Source organism: Sphingopyxis sp. 2PD (genome assembly GCF_005503695.1).
GTDB lineage: Bacteria > Pseudomonadota > Alphaproteobacteria > Sphingomonadales > Sphingomonadaceae > Sphingopyxis.
Genome location: NZ_SCMU01000029.1, coordinates 12,469 through 33,352 on the forward strand (window position 1 = coordinate 12,469; position 20,884 = coordinate 33,352).

Below are 20,884 nucleotides of genomic sequence, written 5' to 3' on the forward strand. Positions count from 1 at the left end.
TCCCGTTGCCCAATGGGTCCAGCCCATCAAAAGTTGTAACGCAGTCCCACCAAAGCTGAACCAATAAGCTGGCTGTTGAAGCCGTCCTGATCGAAGGCGTTCAGGCTCGCCGCCGCGGTGCCGGTCAGGCTGCGCCAGAACCGCCGCGAATAGGCTGCCGACAGCCCCGCCGACTGGACATCGCTGACCCCCGGCGCGCCATTGTCGAAATAATTGAGGTAGCCCGACAGGCTGATGTCCGAATCGGCATCGATCCGGCGCCCTGCCGACAGGAACAGATAATAATTCTCGTCCTTAATCCCGTTCAGGCTGGCGATCGGCGACAGCAAGGGGGCAAGCAGCTTGCGCTGGTCATAGCCGACGCCGACGCCGTAATTCCACCCGCCAAAGCGCGAGCCGATCGTCGCCTGCACCCCGCGGCTGCGATATTGCGCCGCCGTTGCGTTGCCGAGCTGGTTGCTGAGGCATCCGCCGCCCGCCTGTCCGAACACGCACGGGTTGATATTGCCGCCGATCGGGTTGCGCGTTGGATCGAACTGCGTCGGCAGAGCGGCCAGCCCGCCCGACAAGCCGCGGCCCAGGCTCGACAGCCCGTCATAGACACCGACCTGCAGCGTCGTCGCATGGTCGGCGCGATAGGAAAAGCTGCCGGTATAGATGGTATCGCCGTAACGGCGCCCGACGCGCGCAGTCGCCGACGTGCGGCGGCTCGGTTGCCACATCACCCCGGCGTCCCAGATCAGCCCGTCGGTATCGAACGACAGCTGGCGCGGGGTCGATTTGTCGGTCACGAAACGTCCGTTGGCGTCGCGCACCGGCACGCCGCCCGCATCGACCACCGGATTGCGCTGGCCGATTTCGATATCCTCGTAACCGACACCGCCGAGCAGCGCGACGGTCGGCCCGATCGGCACGGTCACGTCGGCGCGGGCATATTTGCCCTCGAAACGCTGGTCGAGCTGGCTGGCATCCTCGCGTTCATAACCGCCCGAAACCTGCCAGCCGAACGGCAGATCGCCGGGGCGCGCGCCGACGCTGGCCCAGGCGACATGGTTGGTCGAGCTGTCGAAAATATCCTGCGGCTGCGACCCCGGCGCCAGGATCGGGGGCGTATCGACATCGACCTTGGTATAGCCAAAGCGATAACCGGCACCGACATCGAGCCCGCCGATCCGGCGCGCAAAGGTCGGCCCCGCATACACCGAATAGAGATCCGCGACATTGCTGGCGTCGCCGATAAACAAGCCGCTGTCAGCGCCCGCGCCGTCGGCGCGGGTGCGGGTCGCGAGCGCGCCGCCCTCCAGGTTCAGCCCGCGCGCCACTTCGATCCGGCCGCGCGCCAGCCCGCTGATCGTATTGGAATCGTCCAGCCCGCCATTCCACCCGAAACGATGTTCGTACCGCACCGTCGCCGCCAGTTCGGCGCGCGTCGTTACGATCGCGGCGTCCACGCCCGCTGCCACCGTGGTATAGGTCAGGACGTCGCCGCCGTTTTTCAGGTCGGCGGTCAGCACCTGGCCAACCTCCAGATAGGGGCTGACATCGACCTGCCGCTGGCTGCGACGCGCTTCGGCGCGCTTGGCCGATCGGCCCGGCTCTGCCGACGGCGCGCTCGTCGGCGCGTCGCTGGCGCCAGAAGCGGGATCGCCTGAAAATTGCGCGTGCGCGCCGGTCGCGGTTCCCGCCAGCAGCAGCGCCGCCAGCGCGCCCGTGCGGCGCAATGTGGTGGTGGTGCGCATCACGCGCCTCCTTGTCCGTAATAGGTGCCGAAGCGGCGGCCACCCGGCGAAAATTTCACGCCGTTGAGGAGCAGCTGGATATGCGGACACGCGCCCATCAGGCCGATCGCGTCCCGCAGGGCGGATTCCAATGTTTCGTCGGCGCGCACGACCATGATCGTCTGTCCGACATGCCCGGCGAGCACTGCGGCGGGCGACGCCGCCAGCACCGGCGGCGAATCGATGATCAGGATGCGGCCGGGAGCGCCCTGTTCGAGCTGCGCCAGCAACGCATCGGTGCGCGCCGAAGCAAGCAGTTCGGTGTCGTGCATATGCCCGGTGCCCGCGGGCATGACCTTCAATCCCGGAATATCGGTCTGGATCAGGCAATCACCAAGCGGCAGATGCGCATCGGCCAGCGCGTCCATCAACCCCGGACCATCCTCCAGCCCCAGCGCTTCGAGCACGCTCGGCTTGGCAATGTCGGCGTCGATCAGCAGCACGTCATGGTCGGCCTCGACCGCCAGACTCAGCGCCAGATTGACCGCGGAAAAGGTCTTGCCCTCGCCCGGATTCGCCGACGCGATCAATACGCGGTGGCCGCGCGGCAGGATCGGGCGATTGCCGACGCCGCCGAAATTGCGGATCAGCTCGCGCTTCACGATGCGATATTCTTCGGAAATGCCAGTGACTGGGGTGCCGGGTACGATCATGCCGCGCGACGCCAGCCGTTCGCGGTCGATCGTCCCCTGCCGCGACGGCACGATCGCGGGTGCCGCCTTGGCGATCTCTTTACGCGACGAAGGCTGCGGCGTCGGTGCGGTTTCGACCGTCGGTGCAGCCGGAGTCACCGGGATGATCGTCTCCGGCGGCAAGACTTCGGCGACGGGTTCCGCCTTGACTTTCCGCGCCTTTTTGGGCGCTTCGGGCGGCAGGTTCGACACGTCGATCGTCGGCGCATTGGCCGCGGGATCGAGGCCGAACATGTCGGCCGCGCGTTCGAGGAGCGAGGGCGGGCGCTTGACTTTGCGTTGGTCGTTCATGTCATCGTCCCCCGTCACGCAACCATGCCGCGCTGGATGAATTCGGCGACCAGCAACAGCGCGTAGAGCCCGACCAACGCCCCCCCGCCGCTCGCCAGCCACACCAGTTTCTTGCGCCGTTCGACATGGCGTTCGGGGGTCACCACTTCGGTGATCGAACCAATGACGGGCAATCCGCTCGCGCGCTCCAGCTTCGCCGCAGTGGCATAGCTGGCGCGCACCTGGCCGAGGCCAAAGGCAGCGCCGATCCCGCCGCCGATCCCGGCGAGCAGGACGAGGGTCAGGAACAAGGGCCGATTGGGCGCCGCGGGGCTGGTCGGCTTCGTCGGCGGGTCGAGCAGCTCGATCTTGATCGCGTCGGTTTCGGTCTGCACATCGCCGCGCAGCCGCACCTGTTCGCGCTGCGCCAGCAGCTTGTCATATTGCGCCTTGAACGCGGTATATTCGCCGTTGATCCGGTCATATTCGGCGGCAATGCCGGGGTTCTGGATCTGCTGACTGGTGATCCGCGCGATGTCGCCGCTCAGCTGCGCCTTGCGGGCGTTGAGAGCGCTGACCGTCGCCTGCCGCTCGGCGCGCATAGCGGCGAGTGAGGCATAGGCCGGATTCTGCGAATTGCCGCCGCCACCGCCGCCCGCGCCTTCGCGGTCGGCCATGGCTTTGAGCGAGGCGATCTGGCTTTTTAACGCAATGACGTCGGGGTGCGCATCGGTCAGCCCGCGCGCGCGCATCGACGACAGTTCGTTCTGCGCGCCTGCCAGCTGCTGCCGCGCAACCCCGCCGCCGACGCCGCCCATGCCGGGGACGTTGATCGTCGCGGGGGTCGAGGCCAGCTGGCCGTTGGCCGCTGCCAATTGGGCCTGCGCCGCCACCAGCTGCGAATCGATCTGGCCCAGTTCGGCGCGCGCCGCTTCGACGCGCTGCGCCGGCGATCCGGCCCCGCCGGGGATCAGCCCGATATTCTGCGCCTCGAACGCCGCGCGCCGCGCCTCGACTTCGCGCAGCGCCTTTTCGCGGTCGGCGATTTGCGCATCGAGGAATTTCAGCCCTTCGCGCGCGTTCATCCGCCCGCCGCGAAGCTGGTCATCACGAAACACGGTAATCAGGCTGTCGAGCACGCCCGAAGCCAGCTTGGCATTGTCGGCATCGGACAGGCTGCCGACCCCTACGCTCGATGTGATCTCAAAGATATTATCCTGTTGCGGGACCACCTTGATGTTTTTCTGCAGCATCGCGACCGCGCTCGCCTTTTCACGCTCGCCCGCGCCGGCGGGCAGCAGGCCGGTCGTTGCCGCGACCTTTTCCAGGTTGCGGGCGCTGGTCAGCGTCTCGCGGATCTGGTCGATGCGCTGGCGCCCACCATAGGCACCGCCCTGCGGATCGTCGGGCAGGATTTCGTTGACGTCGACGAGCAGCCGGGCGCGCGAATCATAGCGGTTGGGGATCGACGCGATCGCCAGCCAGCCGAGGATGCAGATGCCCCATGCCACCGCCAGCACGAGCCACCGGCGCGTCCAGACGCTATGCAGCGCCACCCGGAATTCGTCGTAAAGGCTCGTCATCGGTTGCGGTCAATCCTTGGATATGGGTCGGTCGGCGGTCGGTCTGGGTCAGAACATGCTTTCGGGGATGATGATGACATCGCCGGGCTGCAACCGCACATTGGCCTTGATGTCGCCGCGCTTGATCAGGTCGTTCAGCCGCAGGCCAAATTCCTGCTGCTTGCCGCTGCCCTTGTCGAAACGGACGAGTCGTGCCTTGTTTCCAGCCGCATATTCGCCGAGGCCGCCGACTGCAATCATTGCGTCGAGCACGGTCATGTTGGCGCGGAACGGGATCGAGGCCGGTTTCTCGGTCGCGCCGACGACACGCACCTGCTGCGAAAAGGTGCTGTTGAACGTCGTGACGATCACGCTGACGATCGGGTCGGTGATATATTGGCTGAGCTGCAGCTTGATGTCTTGCTGCAACATCGTCGGTGTCTTGCCGACCGCGGGCATGTCGGTGATCAGCGGCGTCGTGATCCGCCCGTCGGGGCGGACCTGCACCTTGCCGCCGAGTTCGGGGTTGCGCCACACGAAGATCTGCAGCTCGTCGAGCGGGCCGATGATATATTCCTCGCCCGGACCCTCCTGATTCTGCACGAAATTCGCGCTGGGCAACTGCGGCGCGCTGCTGCCGCCGCTGGCGCAACCGGCGAGCGCGGTCGCCGCGATGCCGGAGACGAGCGCGGCGCGGGCGACGCGAAGCGAGGAGAACGAAGCCATAATCAATCAACCTTTCGTGGCGCGGGCCGCCACCACGGCGCAAATCCCCGCGGCAACCGTCATTGCGTCAGCGTCCACCCTTGCGCGAAAAGGGTGAACATAGAGTTAGTATTGAGATAGGTTTGACTAGCACATCGGCAAAACTGTCCCGTTAAGGAACAGGTTTTGACGGGTCAGACGAGCATTTCGCGCGCTGGCCCTTGCCCCAGAAAGGTTGCGGGACTGGCGCTGGCTCCATAGGCGCCCGCCTGAAAGATCGCGATCAGGTCGCCGACTTCGGCGCGCGGCAACGCGACCTGGTCGCCCAGCCGATCGAGCGGGGTGCAGAGACAGCCCACCACCGACACCGTTTCGGTCGGCGCGTCGCCGAACCGCCCGGCGACCGCGATCGGATAATTGCGTCGGATCACCGTCCCGAAATTGCCGCTCGCCGCCAGCTGGTGGTGGAGCCCGCCGTCGGTGACCAGGAACGTCTCGCCATGGCTGGTCTTGCGGTCGACGACGCGGGTCAGATAGACGCCCGCCTCGGCGACCAGCCAGCGCCCAAGTTCCATTGCAAAGCGGCTTTTCGCGAGCACATCGGCGCGCGCGGCAAGCGTGTCGCCCAGCGCCGCGCCGACTGCCGCGGCATCGACCGCGCTGTCGCCGGGGAAATAGGGCACCCCCATGCCGCCGCCCAGATTGACGAGCGGCGGCGGCGCGCCAGCCTCGTCCGCCAGTCTGGCGGCCAGCGCAATCGTCTGCGCCTGCGTGTCGGCGATGGCCTCGGCATCAAGTGCCTGCGATCCCGCGAAAATGTGGAAGCCCTGCCAGTCGGCGCCCGCCGCGATCAGACGTCGAACCAGCGCCGGAACCTCGGCGGCATCGACCCCGAACGGCTTGGCGCCGCCACCCATCTTCATCCCCGATCCTTTGAGGTCAAAGTCGGGATTGACCCGCACCGCAAGGCTCGGCGTCAGGCCAAGGCGGCTGGCGAGCGACAGCGCGCGATCCGCCTCGCCCGCCGATTCCAGGTTGAGCGTCGCCCCCGCGACGATCGCCGCCTCCAGCTCGTGGTCGCGCTTGCCGGGACCGGCAAAGCTGATGTCGCCCGCCGGCATGCCGCTCGCGATCGCGGCCTTCAGTTCGCCGCCCGACGCAACATCGAACCCGTCGACCAGCCGCGCCATGAAGGCGAGCAGCGGCGCATAGGGGTTCGCCTTCATCGCAAAATGGAGCTGCACTTCGGCCGGCATCGCGGCGCGCCATGCAGCGACCCGTGCGGTCAGCATCGCGCTGTCATAGACGAACAGCGGCGTATCGCCTGCCATGTCGGCGAGCGTATCGGCGCGGTCGCCGCCGATCAGCAGCATCCCGTCGTCATCGGCGGCATAACCCGGCGGAATCGGTCCGTGCGGCTTCATGCCGCCACCTTCTGCGCCCAATCGGCGGCGATCGTCACGCGGTCGAGCTTGCCATTCGGGTTACGCGGCAGCGCATCGCGCCATTCGATTGCCTGCGGCTGCATGAAATTGGGCAGGTTCTGGCGCAAATAGGCGGCCAGCCCCGCGTCGTCGGCGACCCCGCCCTTGCCGCGCACGATCAGGATGATCGCCGCCCCCAGCCGCGGATCGGGCACCCCGAAAGCCACCGCCTCGTAAATCAGACCCGAAGCCACCGCGACATCCTCGACCTCGGTCGGGCTGACGCGGTTGCCCGCGGTCTTGATCATCGCATCGTCGCGGCCGACAAAATAGAGAAGGCCGTTGGCGTCGCGGCGCACCGTGTCGCCCGACCACACCGCCGTTCCGCCATATTCGGACGCGCGCGGCGCCGCTTTGAAGCGCTCGGCGGTCCGTTCCGCATCGCGCCAATAACCCTTTGCGACCAGCGGCCCGCAATGCACCAGCTCGCCCGGTTCCTCGTCGGCAGTGATCGTCCCGTCGGGGCGGCACACCAGAATCTCCGCGTGCGGAATCGCGCGGCCCATCGAGGTCGGATGGTCGGCGACGAGCTTAGGTTCGAGATAGGTCGAGCGAAACGCCTCGGTCAGCCCGTACATCGGGTAGATGTCGGCATTGGGAAAGGTCGCCCGCATCGCGTCGATCAGCGAGGGTGTGAGCGCACCGCCGCTGTTGGTCAGCCGTTTGAGGCACGCTGCCGCCTCGCCGGGCCAGTCGCTCTCGACCAGCTGCACCCAGAGCGGCGGCACCCCCGCCAGCGTCGTCGCGCGGTGCCGCGCCACCGCTTTCACGACGTCGCGCGGGGTGAGATAATCGAGCGGCGCCACCGCGGCGCCGGCATACCAGCTCGAAAGCAACTGGTTCTGCCCATAATCGAAGCTGAGCGGCAGCACCGCGAGCACGCGGTCTTCGGGCGCGAGTTCAAGATAGGAGGCGACGCTTTCGGCGCCGAGCCACAGATTGGCATGGCTCAGCATCACGCCCTTGGGCCGCCCGGTCGATCCGCTGGTATAGAGGATCGCCGCCAGATCGTCGGGATCAGCTAACGACGGCACCAGCCCGTCCCCGCTCGAATCGATTACTTCCTCAGCGACCTTCAGATCCTGCACCATGCAGCCCGCGGGCAAACCGTCGCCGAGCATCTCTGCCCGCGCGCTGTTCGTGAGGAGCAGCCTGGCTCCGCTATCGGACAGGATATGCGCGACCTGCGGCCCTTTCAGCAGCGGGTTCACCGGCACATGGATCAGCCCCGCGCGCGCCGCCGCCAGCGGCATCAGGCAAGCGAGACGCGTCTTCGCGCTCCAGCTCGCCACCCGCTCACCCGGCCCGCCCGCCTGCTCGCGCAGCCACGCCGCCAGTCTCCCTACGCCCTCGTCAAGTTCAGCAAAAGTCAGCCCGGTATCACCGATCAGCAATGCAGCCGCCTCCGGCGCGCCGCGCAGGGCGAGATGGTCGATCGGTTGCGAAGTTGGCTTTTCGGCTTTGGTCATCGGCTGTTAGGAGTGCAGTGATAGAGGGCGACACCATGCAAGGGAACGGTGAACATCACGCTAATGATGAACGGCTGCCCGCGACGGCGCGCGCGGAAGGCTTTGCCTCGCCCTTCGACCGTGCGGCGTGGTTCGACCTGCTCGAAGCTTATGGCTTTGCCGGCCAGGGCCGGATCGACGCGCATGGCGGCGCGGGCGGCGTCACCGCATGGCTACCGCTGCGCGTCGAAAAGCCTGGCGACGTCGCGGGCCTCACCAACTGGTACAGCTTCACAATCCGCCCGCTCTACACCGGTGACGGCGACCGCGGCGCCGCGCTGCGCGCGCTGTTCCAAAATCTCGGCCGCACCGCCGCGCAGCTGACGCTTTACCCCGTGGCTGCCCCCGACGAGATCACCGCCGCGCTGCGCGCCGCAGGCTGGCGGGTCAAAGCGACGCCCGCCGGCGACCGCCACTGGCTCGACCTTGGCGACATGGACCATGACGCCTGGTGGGCCGACCGCCCCGGCGCGCTGCGCAATACGGTTCAGCGCAAGGCGAAAAAGGGCATCGTCGACATCCAGCTGCTCACCGAATTCGATGACGGCAGCTGGGCGGCCTATGAACAAATATACGCCGCGAGCTGGAAACCCGACGAAGGCCACCCCGCGCTGCTCCGCGCCTTTGCCGAGGCCGAGGGCGCGCGCGGCCACCTGCGGATGGGCATCGCCCGCATCGACGGCATCCCCGTCGCGGCGCAATATTGGACCGTCGAGGACGGCACCGCCTTCATCCACAAGCTGGCGCATGTCGAGGATAGTCTGAAAGCCTCGCCCGGGACGCTGTTGTCGGCGGCGCTGTTCCGTCACGTCATCACGATAGACGGCGTCAAACGCGTCGATTTTGGGACCGGCAACGACGGCTACAAGCGCGACTGGATGAACCGCCACGACCCGTTGTGGCGGATCGAGGCTTTCAATCCGTCGCGCGTCGCGGCATGGGGTCCGGCATTGAAGGCCTTCGGCCGCGCACTACTGAGGAAAGACAAGTGACCGCACCCGATACCGTCGACGCCACCCTCCGCGCCCTGCTCGCCGACGTCCTCGGTTTGGGCGAAGCGCGCGCGGCGGCGCTGACCGACGACAGCGGCCTGTTCGGCGCGCTGCCCGAGTTCGATTCGATGGCGGTGGCGACGGTGCTGACCGAGATGGAAGACCGGCTCGGCATTATCATCGACGATGATGAAATCGACGGCGAGATCTTTGAAACCTATGGCAATTTACTGGCGTTCTCGTTGCGCAAGGTGACCGATTGAAGGTCGCGCCGTCCTCCCTATATCGTCATCCCGGCGAAGGCCGGGATCTCGCCATGGCGTTTTCCGCGACGGTGAGATCCCGGCCTTCGCCGGGATGACGACAGGGAGCATGCGAATGCCTCTCCCCACTCCCGAACATATCCTCCGCATCGCTCCCACCGGCACCCAGCGCGCCACCCTGTTGTTCGTCCCGCCTTTGTTCGAGGAAGCGAACCGCACCCGGCGCACACTGGTACTGGCGATGCGCGCGCTGGCGCGCCATGGGCTCGCCGCCGTTCTCCCCGACCTGCCCGGCCAGAATGAAAGCCTTGTGCCGCTGGCCCAGACCGATCTTCATCGCTGGCAGGAAGCGCTGGCCGAGGTTTCCGCGACGCTTGATGGCCCGGTGATCATCGCGTCGCTGCGCGGCGGCGCGCTGATCGATCATCGCGCGAGCGCCGCCGCGTGGTGGCGGCTTGCCCCGATCGGCGGCGCGTCGCTGCTCCGCACGTTGATGCGCGCGCGCGTCGCTGCCGACCGCGAGGCCGGGGTAACCTCGTCGCTCGACAGCCTGCAAGCCGAAGCCGCCACCGCGCCGTTGCTTCTCGCTGGCAACTTGCTGTCGCCCGCCATGATGGGACAGCTTGGCAGCGCCGCAGTCGAGCCCGTGGCGCCGCTGCGCACCGTCACCCTCGGCAGCGGCGCCGACGCGATCGCCGGAACCCCGCTTTGGCTGCGCGCCGAACCCGGAGAGGATGGCGCGATGGCCGAGGCGATCGCCGCCGACATCGCCGCTTGGAGCCAGACATGCGGCATCAGCTGAATTTCGCCTGCGAAGGCGCCACGCTCGCCGCGACGCTCGACGACGCGCCCAGCACCACCGGGCTGCTCATCGTCTCGGGCGGCAACGAAATCCGCAGCGGCGCGCATCGTGGCATGGCGATGCTGGCACAGCGCATCGCCGACGCCGGTCACCCCGTCTTCCGCTTCGACCGGCGCGGGATCGGCGACAGCGACGGCGCGAACGGCGGCTTTGAAAGCAGCGCCCCCGACATCGCCGCCGCAATCGCCGCCTTTCGCGCGGCCGCGCCGCATGTGACGCGCATCGTCGCCTTCGGCAATTGTGACGCCGCCAGCGCGCTGCTGCTCCACCAGCCGCTTGCCTTGGACGAACTGATCCTCGCCAATCCGTGGACCTATGAAGGCGGCGCCGACGATGAGGCCGACGAACCCGCGCTGCCCCCCGCATCGGCGATCCGCGCGCGTTACCTTGCGCGGCTGACCGATCCCAAAAGCCTGCTGCGGCTGCTGAAGGGCGACGTCGACCTTAAAAAGCTGGCACGCGGCCTGTTGGCGCTCGGCCGCCGCGCCGCGCCCGCCGCGCCGGACAGCCTGCCCGCGCGCCTCGACGCCGCGCTCGCCAATCTCGCCTGCCCGGCCACGATTTTGCTCGCCACCGGCGACAGGACAGCGCAGGCATTTGTGGAGAAATGCCAGCCGGGCGCGGTGCCGGTCGAACGATTGGACAGCGCGTCGCACAGCTTTGCGGGGGATGATGCGGAGTGGTTGGCGGGGCGCGTTCTGGGATTGCTTACGCGGCCACTGTAATATGACGCAGGCCAGCGTCTGCTTTGGGGTGGTGAGCGGGCAGCTCATTCCGCCGTCGCCCCCGCCCATCGCTGCCGAATACTTACGCCTCGACCAACGCCTTATATTCCGCCTCGGCCAGAAACCGCTCAGCATCCAGCGCTGCCATGCAGCCCATGCCCGCCGCGGTTACTGCCTGACGATAGACCTTGTCGGTCACGTCACCCGCGGCAAAAACCCCCGGTATCGACGTCAGCGACGTTCCCGGCGTGACTTCCAGATAGCCATCGGCATCCAGCGGCAGCTTGCCCTTGAACAATTCGGTCGACGGGCTGTGGCCGATCGCGACGAAGCCGCCGTCGGTCGGCTCGTGGCTTGCTTCGCCCGTCACCGTGTCGATCAGGTCGACGCCGACGAGCCCCGAAACGCCTTCGCCCGCGACAAAGCGATCCACGCGCTTGTTCCAGAGCACCTTGATCTTGGGATTGGCGTGCAGCCGGTCCTGCAGGATCTTTTCGGCGCGGAGGTGATCGCGGCGATGGATCAGCGTCACATCGTCGCTATGGTTCGTCAGGTACAGCGCTTCCTCGACCGCGGTGTTGCCGCCGCCGATCACCACGACCTTTTTGCCGCGATAGAAAAATCCGTCGCAGGTCGCGCAGGCCGAAACGCCCTTGCCGCCCAGTTCCTGCTCGCCCGGCACGCCCAGCCATTTCGCCTGCGCCCCGGTCGCGATCACCAGCGTTTCGGCCATATAGACATCGCCGCCGTCGCCGGTCAGCTTGAACGGGCGCTGCGACAAATCGACATCGACGATCGTGTCCCAGATCATGCTGGTGCCGACATGCGTCGCCTGCGCGGTCATCTGCTCCATCAGCCACGGCCCCTGCACCACCTCGGCAAAACCCGGGTAGTTTTCGACGTCGGTGGTGATCGTCAGCTGGCCGCCGGGTTGCAGCCCCTGCACCACGATTGGCATCATCCCGGCGCGCGCGGCATAGATGGCGGCGGACAGGCCCGCGGGGCCGGAACCGAGGATGAGCATCTTGGTGTGATGGGTGGTGGGCATGACGATCTTTCTCTGGCTGTGCGGGCAGGCACAGATGGGTGTTGCCAACCGCGCTAGCAAGGGTCACCTTCCGCGCCAAGGGGAGTCCGTTAAATGGCAAGCTGGTGGGAACGTCATGGGGTGCCGCGGCTGATTAAATGCGCCTGTTCGCAGGGGCAGATCATGAAGGTCAGGAGCAAGGTTGTGCCGAACGCCAGCGGCGATGTGCTCGAGCTGGGCTGCGGCGGCGGGATCAACATGGAATTTTACGATCCTGCCCGCATCACCAGCTTTACCGGCCTCGATCCCTCGCCCGAATTGCTGGCGATGAGCCGCGCTGCGGCGCAGGCGCGCGGAATGGCGGCGGACATCCAGGGCGGGGTTGGCGAAGCGATGCCGTTCGAGAGTGGTCGCTTCGACACCGTCGTCACCACCTTCACCCTTTGCTCGGTCGCCGATCAGGCCGCGGTGCTTGCGGAAATCCGCCGCGTGCTGAAGTCCGGAGGCACCGCGCTGTTCCTCGAACATGGCGCCGCGCCCGACGCCGGGGTCGCGAAATGGCAGCGGCGGATCGAGCCGATCTGGAAGCGGATCGGCGGCAATTGCCACCTGACCCGGCCGATTTCGGATGCTTATGAAGCCGCGGGCTTTGCCGTCGACCGGCAGGCCGCCGCCTATATCCCCAAAACCCCGCGCCCGTTCGGCTGGTACGAATATGGGGCGGCGCGCGCCGCCTGACACTCAGAGAGGTTTGCGAGATGATGCGATTCTGGCTGATCACCCTCACTGCGCTGGCCCTGTTCGCGCCGACCGCGGCGGAAGCGCGCAAGGTCGCGTTGGTCATCGGCAACAGCGACTATGCCAACACCAGCCGCCTCGCCAACCCGGTCAACGACATCCGGATCATCGCCGCCTCGGCGCGGCAGGCCGGGTTTGACGATGTCACTGTCGCCGCCGACCTGGCGGTCAATGATTTCCAGAAAGCGATGCGCGATTTTCGCGCCAAGGCCGACGGCGCCGAGGTCGCGATGGTCTATTTCGCGGGACACGGGATCGAGGCGCAGGGCAAGAACTGGCTGATCCCGACGGATGCGCAGCTGAAATCGGACCTCGACCTGCCCTATGAGGCGATCAATCTCGACCGGCTGATGGAATCGGTGTCGGGCGCGCAGATCCGCATGGTAGTGCTCGACTCGTGCCGCAACAATCCGTTCGGGCGTTCGTGGCGTTCGGGCACACGCGCAGTGGTCAGCGGGCTGGCGGGGGTCGAGGCCGACGATGTGCTCGTCATCTTTGCCGCCGCGCCAGGGCAGACCGCCGCCGACGGCACTGCGGGAAATTCGCCCTTCGCAACCTCGCTGGCCAAACGCCTGCCGCAACCCGACGTGCCGGTGCAGCTGCTCGGCGGGCTGATCCGCGACGATGTGCTCGCAGCGACCGGCGGCAGCCAGCGACCGTTCGTCAGCGCCAGCATCACCGGCACCCCGGTCTATCTCGTCCCTCGCGCGTCCGGCGCATCGGGTGAACGCCGCGGGCTGGAGGAATTGCTGTGGAAAGGCGCGATGGCCGAAAATAGTGTCGAGGCATTCAAGGCATATCTCGCGGAATTTCCATCGGGAAAATATGCGGGGCAAGCGAACGAGAATATCAATCGTCTGCCGAAAACGCCCGATGCGATTGCCGCACCGGTAACGATGGTCGCGATGAAGCAGCCCGCGGGAACGGCGCGCCCGGCGACGCGCAAGTTCACGCTGACCAACATCCGCGTCGAATGCATCAAGCTGACCGGGCGATTGGGGCTTGGCCTGCCCGATCAGCTGTTCCTGCGCTTCAACACCGGCCAGCGTTTTCCCGAAGGCAAGGGCGACATTTATTCGATCAAGAAGGGCGAAAGCTGGGTCGTCGACCAGATTTTCGAATTCGACCAGCCGGTGAGTTTCCAGCTGCGCGAATTCGACGACATCGGCGGCAGCGACAATATCGGGACGATCGACCTGGGCGATACGCCGGGGACGTTTACCCGGACGCTCGACGGCGATGCGAGCGATTATCGGGTGACTTATACGTTGATGGTGGGCTGACGAGCGGCAAAGCGCGCTCTCTTTCATCGTCACCCCGGACTTGATCCGGGGTCGATGACTTGGGCGCCGCAGTGGATCCCGGATCAAGTCCGGGATGACGAGATTGGAATGTTGGTGGGTGCGTTTTACGCCACGGCGATCGGCTGCCTATTCCTTCTCGCCCACCTCGACCAGCCCATGCCCGACGCTCACCCGCTCGTCGAAGACGAAGCAGCTGCCGTGCCAGCGGCTTTCTTCCGCCGGAACCTGTTCCAGATAGGCGAGGATGCCGCCCTTCAGATGCACGACCTCCTCAACGCCCTCGCTGCGCAGGAAGGCGGTCGATTTTTCGCAGCGAATGCCGCCGGTGCAGAACATCGCGACGCGCTTGCCGGCAAATTTGTCGGCGTTGGCGCGCCACCAGTCGGGGAATTCGCCGAAGCTTTTGGTCGCGGGATCGACGGCGCCTTCGAAACTGCCATAGCCGACCTCGAACCCGTTGCGCGTATCGATCAGCACCGTATCGGGATCGTCGACCAGCGCGTTCCAGTCGACGGGATCGACATAAGGTGCGGCATCGCGCGCGGGGTCGAGGCCCGATACCTTCAGCGTCACGATTTCCTTCTTGATCCGTACCTTCATCCGCTGGAACGGCATGGCGGCGGCGGTTGAATATTTGACATTGAGCTCGGCGCAACCGGGCAGCGCGCGGATGTGGTCGATCACCGCGGCGATGCTCTCGGCGCTGCCCGCGATCGTGCCGTTAATCCCTTCGCGCGCCAGCAGCAACGTGCCCCTCACCCCCTGCGCGGTGCACAGGTCGAGCAAAGGCTGGCGCAGCGCGGCGGGATCGTCGAACGACGCAAAGCGGTAGAGGGCGGCAACGGTGAAGGTCATGATCAACGCCCCTTAGCCGTTCGTGTCGAGCGAAGTCGAGACACGCCAAGCCAGCGTTGACGTGTCTCGACTTCGCTCGACACGAACGGGAACGAGCGGATTAGCCCCTTCTAACCAAACGGATCCCCTCGCCCCGTTGCATAATGCGCCATTGCCATCGTGGTCCATTGCGCATTCACCCGGATGCAGCTCGGAAACACGCTGGCGTCGGTGACGAGCACGTTGGTCGTCCCGTGCACCCGGCAGTCGAGGTCGACGATCCCGTGCGCGGGGTCTTCGTTGATCGCATTGCCGCCATGCGGGTGGCTGCTCGACAGTGTGACGTCGTCCTGTTCGCGGATCGCATCGGCGAAAAAGGCATCAACGTCCATGTCGGGGGTCACCTTTTGCCCCCGCGCGAGCGCCGGATAGCATTCGATCGCCCCGGCGGCGAAATGCACCTTGGTCAGCGTCGCCATCGCATCGCGCAGCACCGGCAGGTCGTCGATAGGATCGAGGCTGAACTGCAATTTGTCGCCCGTCACCCGCCCGCGCCGGTCGGCGGGGAACAGGATGCCCGCCGAATGGACGCGCCCGAAACTCTTCATCCGGCTGGCATGATCGGCGAACCAGCCGGGCATCAGCGACGCCATCGACATCGGCGGCTGGAAATGGCTTTCGAGCAGATAGGCGCCGACATCGACATAGCTCGACATCTGGTCTTCGTCCCACGCATTGCCGCCGACCCCTTCGGGCATCAGTGCGACCACGGGCGAGGCGACGTTCAATGACACCTGATAGCCGGTACCGTCGATGTCGCTGCGGTCGAGCAGTTTCGACGAGGCGATCGTCCCGCCCGCGACCACCACCCCGACGCGAGCGCGCACCATTTTCCGCACATCGCCGGGCAGGATCAGTACCACCGCCTCGGCCTCGCGCCGCCCGTCATAGGCGGTCTGCCAGACGATGCGTTCGGCCTTGGTATCGGGCAGGATGCGCGCCCCAAAATCGCGGCACGCTGCGGGTAGATAGGTCTGCGCCACGCCCATCCGCCGCCCATAGGGACAGCCTGAATTGCAATAGCCGCAATAAGCACAGGCATTGGGCGTGTTCGGCGGCCCGAAATTCTTGGTGAACCAGTCGGTCACGGCGCGCGCGTCGCGCGGATTGCCCGACTGCGCGGCATAGGCCTTCCACCCCTCGATCAGATGGGGGCCGTTGTGGCGCCCGCTGCGCGGTTCGATGCGCGCGATGCCCAGCTTTGCCTGCACCGCGTCGTAACTTGCGTGGAACGCTGCCGCGTCGATCGGGGCGCCGATGCTCGCCCATTTCGCCAGCACGTCCAACGCGTCGGGGTGCGTCCGCCCCGCTTCGTTGACGCGCAGGCAGATGCCGTTGTTGATCGTCGACGACCCGCCGACGCAGCGCCCCTGGAACACGACAAAATCGCGGTTGGTCGACGTCTGGAGCGCGCCATGCTTGTAGAGGCTCGCGATCATGTCGAGTTCGTGGTGGTTGATCTTGGGCGACGGGAAGAACGGCCCTGCCTCGACGATCAGCACCTTATAGCCCTGCGCCGCGATATTATGCGCCGCCACCGCCCCGCCCGCGCCCGAACCGATCACCACGACATCATATTCGTTGCCGAGAGTCGCCGTGTTCAGGATATGAGCATCGTCGATCTCGCGGCCCACGACGGGCTTGATCGGTACTTCATAATCGCCGCGATCGCGGTGCTTGGGCAGCTTGAACCCGATCTGGCGGTGCACCGGATTGGCGACGTTGGCATCCTGATCGCCGGGCTCCAGCCCCGGCTGCCAATGGCCGTAATAGCAGGCATAAATGATGCCGCGCAGCCGCGCCATGTCCTGGAATAGGTCGATCTGGCTATTCTGAAGCCGGTTCTTCAGCTTGGCGGCGCGCCCCGCGACATCATCCTCGGTAAAGAACGGCCCGCCCAGCACCAGCTCGGTCGCGGTCAGCGACAGGCTGATCTCGTCGAGCTTGGTCCCGCCAACCTTGGCGAACAGGTCGCAGATATTGGCGACCACCTGATCGGCGGTAATCGCCATCTCCGCGCCATGAAATAGCGCCTCGGTCAGCGCCTTCAGAAATTTGAGCTGCCCGAAATTAAACGGTGCCGTCATCGCCTGCCCCCACATTGCCCTGCGCCCCAAGATGGCGCGTTATAGCGAGTGAGGGCAAGGCGTATTGTACGGAAACGGCGGGGATGGGCACGTTCCCCTCCCTTTCAGGGAGGGGTTAGGGGTGGGTGCGCGAGCGATAGCGACCAAAGCGAAGAACGCCGCCTTTGGCGGCTACCCACCCCCGACCCCTCCCTGAAAGGGAGGGGAGAAAGATGCCCGCTCAACGGCGCGCCAACCATGCCAGCCAGAAAAAGCCCAGATCGGTGTAACGCCCACCCGCCGGATCACCCGCCGCCACCCGAAACGCCGCCTCCGCCTCGCTGCGCTGTCCGGCGTTCAGCCGCGCCACGCCCAGCCGAACCTGCATCCCCGCCGCGCTCGGCTGCTCGGCCCGCGCCACTCCGGGCCGCACCCGCGCAATCGCCCGCTCGACCTCGGCGATGATTTCGCGCGTCGGCGACGTGGCGGCGTCGAGCAGCCCGCGCTGCGTCCCTTCCGCCAGCACCGACTTTGCCTCGCGCGGCTCGCCCGCTTCCTTGAGCAGCTGTGCCATCCTTTGATATTCCGCCGCCTGCGTCAGCACACCCACCTCGCGGGTCAGACGGAACAGGTCGATCTCCAGCGCCCCCTCTGCGGCGACCAGTTGCCGATACACCACCAGCGCGATGCGCCAGTTTTCGCGGGTCGGATAGGCGCCGACCAACGCGCGCGCGGCATCGACGCCGGGCGCAACCAGCTGCCCCTGCTGCGCAATGCTCAGCCGTTGCCGATACCAGCCCTCCGCCACCGGCTGTCCCAGCGCTGTCCGCGCCGCGATCGCGCGCGTGAGCAGGTCCATCGCGCCCGGCGCATCCTTTTGCGCCAGCCGAACCTGCGCCAGATTGGCCAGCGCGTCGGGATCGGCGGGGGTCAATTCGGCCAGCCGCCCCCACAAAGCGCCCGCAGTATCGAAATCGCCGGCGCGATAGGCAATCTGCCCTCGCGCCGCCAAATGGCCGACCAGCCGGTCGGGCCGCGTCAAAGGGCTGTCGATCAGCACGTCGAGCGCCGCGGCGCGCATGGCATCGTCGGCGCGCCGATTGCCAATCTCCAGCTCATACAGGGCCAGTGCGAAGCGTGCGTCGCGGCTGTTCGCCACCCGCCGGGCATCAGCCAGCGCGCGATCCTGCCGCGCCGACTGTGTCCCGCGCGCCAGATTGCCCAGCGCCGAAAGCGCGCGCATCTCCTGCGGTGAGACGGCGAGCTTGCTGCCGCCGATTTCCATGACGGTGCTGACTTTATCTTGCGCGTGGGCGGCGGGCGATGCGGCGAAACTGGCGCTGACGAACAGCGCGATCGCGGCGGCGAGGCGAGCGCGCGAACGTAACCGCATTTGCAGACTGTCCGCGTTCGACTGAAGGTCGCGAAAGGCTCGGTTCGCCACGATTGCTGCTCACCCAAAGGATCGAAATGACCTTGAAGGACTACGCTCGTCTCGCAATGCTTACAATGGCTTGTCCGCTTTGGGGTGGGGAGTGGACGCACCTACACCGTCGCCCCCGCGCAGGCCGGGATCTCACCGGTACGGTAAACGGATAGGGTGAGATCCCGGCCTTCGCCGGGATGACGATGCTATATATCCTCCCTGTGGCGAAGCCATGGGGAGGGGAACCGTCCCCGCGAAAGCGGGGATGGTGGAGGGGCCGCAACGGTAGTGTCAAAGCCCCTCCGTCAGCGCTTCGCGCTGCCACCTCCCCATCGCTGCGCGACAGGGAGGATCGACGGCAGCAACCGATCGCTGCCCGCCGTGCCCCTCACCCCGCCTTCTTCGCCAGCCGATATTTGTGCAGCAACGGCTCGGTATAGCCCGACGGCTGCGCCACGCCCTCAAAGATCAGCGCGCGCGCCGCCTGATAGGCGACCCCCTCGGGCGTCAGCTTTTCGTAGAGCGGATCGCCCGCATTCTGTGCGTCGACCTTCGCCGCCATGCGCGCGAGCGCGGCGTCGACCTGATCCGCCGAACACACGCCGTGGAGCAGCCAATTGGCCAGCGCCTGGCTGCTGATGCGCAACGTCGCGCGGTCTTCCATCAGGCCGACGTCGTCGATGTCGGGAACCTTCGAACAGCCGACGCCCTGATCGATCCAGCGCACGACATAGCCCAAAATGCCCTGACAATTATTGTCGAGCTCGCGGGTGATTTCGGCTTCGCTCCAGTTGCGTCCGTTGGCCACGGGGATGTTGAGCAGGCGGTCCAGCGACGGCACCGCCTCGCCGGCAATCTCGCGCTGACGCGCGAACACGTCGACCTGGTGATAGTGCAGCGCGTGCAGCGTCGCGGCGGTCGGCGATGGCACCCACGCGGTGTTCGCGCCCGATTTCGGGTGCGCGATCTTGGCGTCGAGCATGCCGCGCATCAGGTCGGGCATCGCCCACATGCCCTTGCCGATCTGCGCCTTGCCGCTGAGCCCGCAGGCGAGGCCAATGCGGACGTTGCGGTCCTCGTAGGACGCGATCCAGTCGCTCGCCTTCATCTCGCCCTTGGGGATCATCGGCCCAGCGCGCATGCTGGTGTGGATCTCGTCGCCGGTGCGGTCGAGGAAGCCGGTGTTGATGAAGACGATACGGTCCTTCACCGCGTGGATGCAGGCGGCGAGATTGGCGCTGGTGCGGCGCTCCTCGTCCATCACGCCGACCTTGATCGTGTGGCGCGGCAGGCCCAGCATATCCTCGACCGCGTCGAACAGCCGGTTGGTGAAGCCGCACTCTTCCGGTCCATGCTGCTTGGGCTTGACGATATAAATGCTGCCCGCGCGGCTGTTGGTCAGCGTTCCAAGGCCTTTGAGGTCGTGGAGCGCGCATAGCGCGGTGATGACGGCATCGCACAACCCCTCGGGCGCTTCGCTGCCATCGGGTAGCCGGATCATCGGCGTCGTCATCAGATGGCCGACGTTGCGGACGAACATCACGCTGCGGCCGTGCAGCACGAACGGCTCGCCCGCCGGCGAGGTCCATTCGCGGTCGGCCTCCATCGCGCGCGTCACCGCCCGCCCGCCCTTGGCAAAGCTTTCGGTCAGATCGCCGCGCATCAGGCCGAGCCAGTTGGTGTAGCCCAGCGTCTTGTCCTCGCCATCAACCGCGGCGACGCTGTCCTCCAGGTCGATGATCGTGGTGAGCGCGGATTCGAGCACGACGTCGGCGATGCCCGCCGGATCGGTCTTGCCGATCGCGCTCGCCGAATCGATGACCAGTTCGATGTGCAGGCCATTGTGACGCAGCAAGATGCCGCCCGGCTTGCTGCCGACCCATTGCGCCGGATCGGCGAGGGTCAGCTGTCCGCCCTGCCAATCGGCCCAGCTTCCCGACGCCAGCGGCACCGCTTCGTCCAGAAACGCCTTGGCGCGCGCGATCACCGCGGCGCCGCGATCCGGGTCATAGCCGCCGGGCTTTGCGGGCGGTGCGTCGAGCGCGTCGGTGCCGTAGAGCGCATCATAGAGGCTGCCCCAGCGCGCGTTGGCCGCATTGAGCGCAAAGCGCGCGTTGAGCGCCGGGACGACCAGCTGCGGCCCGGCCATCGTCGCGATTTCGGGGTCGACATTCTGCGTGCCGATTTTGAACGGCGCGGGTTCGGGGACCAGATAGCCGATCTCGCGCAGGAACGCCTGATAGGCTTGCGGATCGTGCGCCTGCCCCGCCCGCGCTTCGTGCCAGGCATCGATCTGCGCCTGCAAATCCTCGCGCTTGGCGAGCAAGGCCGCATTCTCGGGCGCGAATCTGCCCAGCAAGGCGGCAAAGTCGGCCCAGAATTTGGTGGCATCGATCCCGGTACCGGGCAGTGCGCGCGCCTCGATAAATTCCGCCAGTCGCGAATCGACGGACAGCCCGGCACGGTCGAGAAATTCGGTCATTTATGCACCCTCTGGTCGGCGCGGCTGCGCCAGTGGACCCGGGGAG

The 20,884-nt window shown here is 66.5% G+C and carries 17 protein-coding genes; 6 read left to right on the forward strand and 11 right to left on the reverse strand.

The annotated features are described in order from the left end of the window. Positions 1-26: 26 nt before the first annotated feature. The 6 genes from FFS18_RS14810 to FFS18_RS14835 all read right to left on the reverse strand — a co-directional run bounded on the left by FFS18_RS14810 (position 27) and on the right by FFS18_RS14835 (position 7,960). Positions 27-1,739 carry a hypothetical protein gene (locus FFS18_RS14810; protein WP_137871414.1) on the reverse strand — a complete coding sequence of 571 codons (1,713 nt, stop codon included), beginning with the start codon at positions 1,737-1,739 and terminating at the stop codon, positions 27-29. Then, positions 1,739-2,761 carry a P-loop NTPase gene (locus FFS18_RS14815; RefSeq protein ID WP_137871415.1) on the reverse strand — a complete coding sequence of 341 codons (1,023 nt, stop codon included), beginning with the start codon at positions 2,759-2,761 and terminating at the stop codon, positions 1,739-1,741. Before FFS18_RS14815 ends, FFS18_RS14810 begins: the two co-directional genes overlap by 1 nt. 14 nt (positions 2,762-2,775) lie before the next feature. Next, positions 2,776-4,323 (reverse strand): XrtA system polysaccharide chain length determinant, encoded by a 1,548-nt coding sequence (locus tag FFS18_RS14820; RefSeq protein WP_137871416.1) that lies wholly within the window; start codon positions 4,321-4,323, stop codon positions 2,776-2,778. 48 nt (positions 4,324-4,371) lie between these two features. Beyond that, on the reverse strand, positions 4,372-5,028 hold the full coding sequence (locus FFS18_RS14825; RefSeq protein ID WP_137871417.1) for an XrtA/PEP-CTERM system exopolysaccharide export protein: 657 nt from the start codon (positions 5,026-5,028) through the stop codon (positions 4,372-4,374). Positions 5,029-5,201: 173 nt separating this feature from the next. After that, positions 5,202-6,431 carry a pyridoxal-dependent decarboxylase, exosortase A system-associated gene (locus tag FFS18_RS14830; RefSeq protein ID WP_137871418.1) on the reverse strand — a complete coding sequence of 410 codons (1,230 nt, stop codon included), beginning with the start codon at positions 6,429-6,431 and terminating at the stop codon, positions 5,202-5,204. Further along, positions 6,428-7,960, reverse strand: a complete 1,533-nt coding sequence (locus FFS18_RS14835; protein WP_137871419.1) for an acyl-CoA ligase (AMP-forming), exosortase A system-associated — start codon at positions 7,958-7,960, stop codon at positions 6,428-6,430. Before FFS18_RS14835 ends, FFS18_RS14830 begins: the two co-directional genes overlap by 4 nt. Before the next feature lie 35 nt (positions 7,961-7,995). On the opposite strand from FFS18_RS14835, the gene FFS18_RS14840 reads away from it, so the two are divergent. The 4 genes from FFS18_RS14840 to FFS18_RS14855 all read left to right on the forward strand — a co-directional run bounded on the left by FFS18_RS14840 (position 7,996) and on the right by FFS18_RS14855 (position 10,841). After that, positions 7,996-8,991 carry a GNAT family N-acetyltransferase gene (locus FFS18_RS14840; protein ID WP_137871420.1) on the forward strand — a complete coding sequence of 332 codons (996 nt, stop codon included), beginning with the start codon at positions 7,996-7,998 and terminating at the stop codon, positions 8,989-8,991. Continuing rightward, on the forward strand, positions 8,988-9,254 hold the full coding sequence (locus tag FFS18_RS14845; RefSeq protein WP_137871421.1) for a phosphopantetheine-binding protein: 267 nt from the start codon (positions 8,988-8,990) through the stop codon (positions 9,252-9,254). Before FFS18_RS14840 ends, FFS18_RS14845 begins: the two co-directional genes overlap by 4 nt. Positions 9,255-9,369: 115 nt before the next feature. Beyond that, entirely contained in the window at positions 9,370-10,056 is a 687-nt protein-coding gene (locus tag FFS18_RS14850; protein ID WP_137871422.1) for an alpha/beta hydrolase family protein, read from the forward strand. Continuing rightward, positions 10,041-10,841: a hydrolase 1, exosortase A system-associated gene (locus FFS18_RS14855; protein ID WP_137871423.1), complete on the forward strand. Its 801-nt coding sequence runs from the start codon at positions 10,041-10,043 to the stop codon at positions 10,839-10,841. Before FFS18_RS14850 ends, FFS18_RS14855 begins: the two co-directional genes overlap by 16 nt. 82 nt (positions 10,842-10,923) lie before the next feature. Here FFS18_RS14855 and trxB read toward each other — a convergent pair whose 3' ends face one another. Further along, positions 10,924-11,889, reverse strand: coding sequence for a thioredoxin-disulfide reductase (gene trxB / locus FFS18_RS14860; protein WP_120216873.1), 966 nt, complete (start codon positions 11,887-11,889; stop codon positions 10,924-10,926). Positions 11,890-11,982: 93 nt separating this feature from the next. Here trxB and FFS18_RS14865 point away from each other — a divergent pair, with 93 nt between their 5' ends. Then, positions 11,983-12,606 carry a class I SAM-dependent methyltransferase gene (locus FFS18_RS14865; RefSeq protein WP_137871424.1) on the forward strand — a complete coding sequence of 208 codons (624 nt, stop codon included), beginning with the start codon at positions 11,983-11,985 and terminating at the stop codon, positions 12,604-12,606. A 20-nt stretch (positions 12,607-12,626) separates the two neighbouring features. After that, on the forward strand, positions 12,627-13,949 hold the full coding sequence (locus tag FFS18_RS14870) for a caspase family protein (RefSeq protein WP_137871425.1): 1,323 nt from the start codon (positions 12,627-12,629) through the stop codon (positions 13,947-13,949). Between the two features lie 147 nt (positions 13,950-14,096). Here FFS18_RS14870 and trhO read toward each other — a convergent pair whose 3' ends face one another. The 4 genes from trhO to FFS18_RS14890 form a co-directional block, all read right to left on the reverse strand. Further along, complete coding sequence (gene trhO, locus FFS18_RS14875; RefSeq protein WP_137871426.1) at positions 14,097-14,825, reverse strand: oxygen-dependent tRNA uridine(34) hydroxylase TrhO; 729 nt, start codon at positions 14,823-14,825, stop codon at positions 14,097-14,099. Between the two features lie 110 nt (positions 14,826-14,935). Then, complete coding sequence (locus FFS18_RS14880) at positions 14,936-16,951, reverse strand: GMC family oxidoreductase N-terminal domain-containing protein (RefSeq protein ID WP_137871427.1); 2,016 nt, start codon at positions 16,949-16,951, stop codon at positions 14,936-14,938. Between the two features lie 220 nt (positions 16,952-17,171). After that, complete coding sequence (locus FFS18_RS14885; protein ID WP_137871428.1) at positions 17,172-18,323, reverse strand: tetratricopeptide repeat protein; 1,152 nt, start codon at positions 18,321-18,323, stop codon at positions 17,172-17,174. 421 nt (positions 18,324-18,744) lie between these two features. Next, positions 18,745-20,838 carry a malate synthase G gene (locus FFS18_RS14890; protein WP_137871429.1) on the reverse strand — a complete coding sequence of 698 codons (2,094 nt, stop codon included), beginning with the start codon at positions 20,836-20,838 and terminating at the stop codon, positions 18,745-18,747. Between the last annotated feature and the right edge of the window lie 46 nt (positions 20,839-20,884).